The organism is Cryobacterium cheniae, assembly GCF_004403395.1.
GTDB classification, from domain to species: Bacteria; Actinomycetota; Actinomycetes; order Actinomycetales; family Microbacteriaceae; genus Cryobacterium; species Cryobacterium cheniae.
Window position 1 is genome coordinate 1 of sequence record NZ_SOGN01000042.1, and the last position, 5,714, is coordinate 5,714.

3 rRNA genes are annotated in these 5,714 nt (G+C 53.5%); all 3 read right to left on the minus strand.

Annotated features, from left to right (window positions below):
- Positions 1-16: 16 nt before the first annotated feature.
- A 5S ribosomal RNA gene (gene rrf, locus E3T23_RS09250) occupies positions 17-133 on the minus strand.
- Positions 134-267: 134 nt separating this feature from the next.
- Positions 268-3,396: ribosomal RNA gene (locus tag E3T23_RS09255) — 23S ribosomal RNA — on the minus strand.
- 450 nt (positions 3,397-3,846) lie between these two features.
- A 16S ribosomal RNA gene (locus E3T23_RS09260) occupies positions 3,847-5,368 on the minus strand.
- The 16S, 23S and 5S rRNA genes sit together here, the layout of an rRNA operon.
- Between the last annotated feature and the right edge of the window lie 346 nt (positions 5,369-5,714).

The window sequence follows — 5,714 nt, forward strand, 5'->3', positions numbered from 1 at the left end:
GTGTGTTTCAAGTTAAGTCCGGCGGTGTCCTACTCTCCCACAGGGTCCCCCCTGCAGTACCATCGGCGCAGAGAGTCTTAGCTTCCGGGTTCGGAATGTGACCGGGCGTTTCCCTCTCGCTATAGCCGCCGAAACATCTTTCGATGAATCGATTCTATATTTTTTAGTTATAGAGCCCTCACGCGGTGGTGTGCCGGTGAGGGCGTTGTTCTCGACCGTACATCGAGAACCACATAGTGGACGCTTGCAGCTTATTCAAACTGTTGTGTTATCAAATTATTGGCTTATTAGTACCGGTCAGCTCCGAGGGTCTTTAGTCCCCTCTTCCACATCCGGCCTATCAACGCAGTAGTCTAGCTGCGAGCCTCTCCCCCGAAGGGATGGAAATCTCATCTCGAAGCCGGCTTCCCGCTTAGATGCTTTCAGCGGTTATCCGTTCCGAACGTAGCTAATCAGCGGTGCTCCTGGCGGAACAACTGACACACCAGAGGTTCGTCCATCCCGGTCCTCTCGTACTAGGGATAGATCTTCTCAAATTTCCTGCGCGCGCAGCGGATAGGGACCGAACTGTCTCACGACGTTCTAAACCCAGCTCGCGTACCGCTTTAATGGGCGAACAGCCCAACCCTTGGGACCTACTCCAGCCCCAGGATGCGACGAGCCGACATCGAGGTGCCAAACCATGCCGTCGATATGGACTCTTGGGCAAGATCAGCCTGTTATCCCCGAGGTACCTTTTATCCGTTGAGCGACAGCGCTTCCACAAGCCACTGCCGGATCACTAGTCCCGACTTTCGTCCCTGCTCGACTTGTCAGTCTCACAGTCAAGCTCCCTTGTGCACTTACACTCGACACCTGATTGCCAACCAGGTTGAGGGAACCTTTGGGCGCCTCCGTTACTTTTTAGGAGGCAACCGCCCCAGTTAAACTACCCACCAGGCACTGTCCCTGAACCGGATCACGGTTCGAAGTTAGATATCCAATATGACCAGAGTGGTATTTCAACGATGACTCCACCTGAACTAGCGTCCAAGCTTCAAAGTCTCCCACCTATCCTACACAAGCCACACCGAACACCAATACCAAGCTGTAGTAAAGGTCACGGGGTCTTTCCGTCCTGCTGCGCGTAACGAGCATCTTTACTCGTAATGCAATTTCGCCGAGTTCGCGGTTGAGACAGCTGGGAAGTCGTTACGCCATTCGTGCAGGTCGGAACTTACCCGACAAGGAATTTCGCTACCTTAGGATGGTTATAGTTACCACCGCCGTTTACTGGGGCTTAAATTCTCAGCTTCGCCTTGCGGCTAACCGTTCCTCTTAACCTTCCAGCACCGGGCAGGCGTCAGTCCGTATACATCGTCTTGCGACTTGGCACGGACCTGTGTTTTTAGTAAACAGTCGCTTCCCACTGGTCTCTGCGGCCTTCGAACGCTCCAGGAGTAAATCCCTTCACGCCTCAGGCCCCCCTTCTCCCGAAGTTACGGGGGCATTTTGCCGAGTTCCTTAACCACGATTCTCTCGATCTCCTTAGTATTCTCTACCTGATCACCTGAGTCGGTTTGGGGTACGGGTGACTAAAACCTCGCGTCGATGCTTTTCTTGGCAGCATAGGATCACTGATTTCGTCCGTGAGGACTACCCATCGGGTCTCAGCCTTATATGAGAGACGGATTTGCCTATCTCTCGGCCTACATCCTTAGACCGGGACAACCATCGCCCGGCTCAGCTACCTTCCTGCGTCACACCTGTTAATACGCTAACCGCACCAGCATAGGGTCGCACGCTAGGCCCCACGCTTCACCCCGAAGGGATCCATCTAGGGGATTCAGATGCTTAGCATTACTGGATTAGCTTGGGCGGTTTTTCGCCAGTACGGGAATATAAACCCGTTGTCCATCGACTACGCCTGTCGGCCTCGCCTTAGGTCCCGACTTACCCAGGGCGGATTAGCCTGGCCCTGGAAACCTTGATCTTTCGGAGGACGGGTTTCTCACCCGTCTTTCGCTACTCATGCCTGCATTCTCACTCGTGTAGCCTCCACGGCTGGTTTACACCGCCGCTTCGCTGGCCACACGACGCTCTCCTACCCATCAACACGGCTGAACCAACACCACAAGGGTGCGGCTTACCAAAAATATCAATGCCACAACTTCGGTGGCGTGCTTGAGCCCCGTTACATTGTCGGCGCGGAATCACTTGACCAGTGAGCTATTACGCACTCTTTCAAGGGTGGCTGCTTCTAAGCCAACCTCCTGGTTGTCTGTGCAACTCCACATCCTTTCCCACTTAGCACGCGCTTTGGGACCTTAGTTGGTGGTCTGGGTTGTTTCCCTCTCGACGATGAAGCTTATCCCCCACCGTCTCACTGCTGCGCTCTCACTTACCGGCATTCGGAGTTTGGCTGACGTCAGTAAGCTTTTAGGCCCCATCGGCCATCCAGTAGCTCTACCTCCGGCAAGAAACACGCAACGCTGCACCTAAATGCATTTCGGAGAGAACCAGCTATCACGAAGTTTGATTGGCCTTTCACCCCTATCCACAGCTCATCCCCTCCATTTTCAACTGAAGTGGGTTCGGTCCTCCACGACGTCTTACCGTCGCTTCAACCTGGCCATGGATAGATCACTTCGCTTCGGGTCTAGGACATGCGACTGAATCGCCCTATTCAGACTCGCTTTCGCTACGCATTCCCCTCTCGGGTTAAGCTCGCCACATATCACTAACTCGCAGGCTCATTCTTCAAAAGGCACGCTGTCACCAGAACAAAGCTGGCTCCAACGGTTTGTAAGCAAACGGTTTCAGGTACTATTTCACTCCCCTCCCGGGGTACTTTTCACCTTTCCCTCACGGTACTTGTTCACTATCGGTCATGTAGGAGTATTTAGGCTTATCAGGTGGTCCTGACGGATTCACACGGGATTTCTCGGGCCCCGTGCTACTTGGGATACTCTTCGGGCGATTGCTGCATTTCGACTACGGGGTTCGCACCCTCTATGACCAGGCTTTCAATCCTGTTCGTCTATACAACGTTCTAACCCTCACTGTTCGGCAGAAGCAGCAGAAAAGTCCCGCAACCCCGACCATGCAACGCCTGCCGGCTATCACACATGATCGGTTTAGCCTCATCCGGTTTCGCTCGCCACTACTAACGGAATCACTATTGTTTTCTCTTCCTGTGGGTACTGAGATGTTTCACTTCCCCACGTTCCCTCTACCCGCCCTATATATTCAGGCGGGAGTCACCAGGTCACCTTACGGGCCTGGCGGGGTTTCCCCATTCGGAAATCCTCGGATCACAGTTCGTTTATCAACTCCCCGAGGCTTATCGCAGATTACTACGTCCTTCTTCGGCTCTACATGCCAAGGCATTCACCGTTTGCTCTTAGAAATTTGAAATCACATGAGTTTGAATCGATTAAGTGTCGCGAATAAATTCGCGACCGAAATTGACCAATGATCACACACTCAAAGAGTGTGTTGATCTTTGTAATTTGCTGCCTAAAAGACAGTCAAATTTAAGATGCTCGCGTCCACTGTGTAGTTCTCAAAGTACGGGCGGTACCCTCACCTGCCCACGAATGATGTGAACAAGAAAAGGTCCAGAGGAACAGTCCAACCAGGCCGTAGCCCAATCGTTCCGGTCCCTCAGGACCCAACAGCGTGCATATACGTTTCGTTCACCGACAAACCGTTCCAACTCCCGAGGGAGCGTACCGGGTTCACCAGTGTTCTCAACGCATCAATGTCAATGTTCCACCCATGAGCGCCACCGGAGAACATGTGTCTCCGTAATGGCTTGGCACCTTGATCTCCCTGTATACAGAGGAGAGGTGCTGTGCTCCTTAGAAAGGAGGTGATCCAGCCGCACCTTCCGGTACGGCTACCTTGTTACGACTTAGTCCTAATCACCGATCCCACCTTCGACAGCTCCTCCCCTTGCGGGTTAGGCCACTGGCTTCGGGTGTTACCGACTTTCATGACTTGACGGGCGGTGTGTACAAGGCCCGGGAACGTATTCACCGCAGCGTTGCTGATCTGCGATTACTAGCGACTCCGACTTCATGAGGTCGAGTTGCAGACCTCAATCCGAACTGAGACCGGCTTTTTGGGATTCGCTCCACCTTGCGGTATTGCAGCCCTTTGTACCGGCCATTGTAGCATGCGTGAAGCCCAAGACATAAGGGGCATGATGATTTGACGTCATCCCCACCTTCCTCCGAGTTGACCCCGGCAGTATCCCATGAGTTCCCACCATTACGTGCTGGCAACATAGGACGAGGGTTGCGCTCGTTGCGGGACTTAACCCAACATCTCACGACACGAGCTGACGACAACCATGCACCACCTGTATAGAGACCTTGCGGGGCGACTGTTTCCAGACGTTTCCTCTATATGTCAAGCCTTGGTAAGGTTCTTCGCGTTGCATCGAATTAATCCGCATGCTCCGCCGCTTGTGCGGGCCCCCGTCAATTCCTTTGAGTTTTAGCCTTGCGGCCGTACTCCCCAGGCGGGGAACTTAATGCGTTAGCTGCGACACGGAGACCGTGGAATGGTCCCCACATCTAGTTCCCAACGTTTACGGCATGGACTACCAGGGTATCTAATCCTGTTCGCTCCCCATGCTTTCGCTCCTCAGCGTCAGTTACGGCCCAGAGATCTGCCTTCGCCATTGGTGTTCCTCCTGATATCTGCGCATTCCACCGCTACACCAGGAATTCCAATCTCCCCTACCGCACTCTAGTCTGCCCGTACCCACTGCAGGCCCGAGGTTGAGCCTCGGGTTTTCACAGCAGACGCGACAAACCGCCTACGAGCTCTTTACGCCCAATAATTCCGGACAACGCTTGCACCCTACGTATTACCGCGGCTGCTGGCACGTAGTTAGCCGGTGCTTTTTCTGCAGGTACCGTCACTTTTACGCTTCTTCCCTACTAAAAGAGGTTTACAACCCGAAGGCCGTCGTCCCTCACGCGGCGTTGCTGCATCAGGCTTTCGCCCATTGTGCAATATTCCCCACTGCTGCCTCCCGTAGGAGTCTGGGCCGTGTCTCAGTCCCAGTGTGGCCGGTCACCCTCTCAGGCCGGCTACCCGTCGTCGCCTTGGTGAGCCATTACCTCACCAACTAGCTGATAGGCCGCGAGCTCATCCTTGACCAAAATTCTTTCCACCCCAGAAGATGCCTTCCAAGGTCGTATCCGGTATTAGACGTCGTTTCCAACGCTTATCCCAGAGTCAAGGGCAGATTGCTCACGTGTTACTCACCCGTTCGCCACTGATCAGAGGAGCAAGCTCCCCATCACCGTTCGACTTGCATGTGTTAAGCACGCCGCCAGCGTTCGTCCTGAGCCAGGATCAAACTCTCCGTAAATGTTTGATTGCACGAAACCCGAAGGCAACGGCACATCTAGTGTGACTGACCACCGGAATAGGCGGACCAGACACAAGTTTGAAACTGACAGAACAAATCATTACTGACTTGCTTTGTTGTTTAAATGTTTTCCAAAGGAATCTCCTGATCCTTCACCGCTAGAAACGGATCCAAACCACGAGGTTTTTGGCATTTGACATTGTGCACGCTGTTGAGTTCTCAAGGATCGGACGCACTCGACTTCAGGCCCTGTACCAGGCTGTCGCTTCGAGGCAACTTGTATAACTTATCTGCCCGGCCATTCCCTGTCAAATCAAGGCCAGCAGCCGAATCCGAGTGCGCCGAA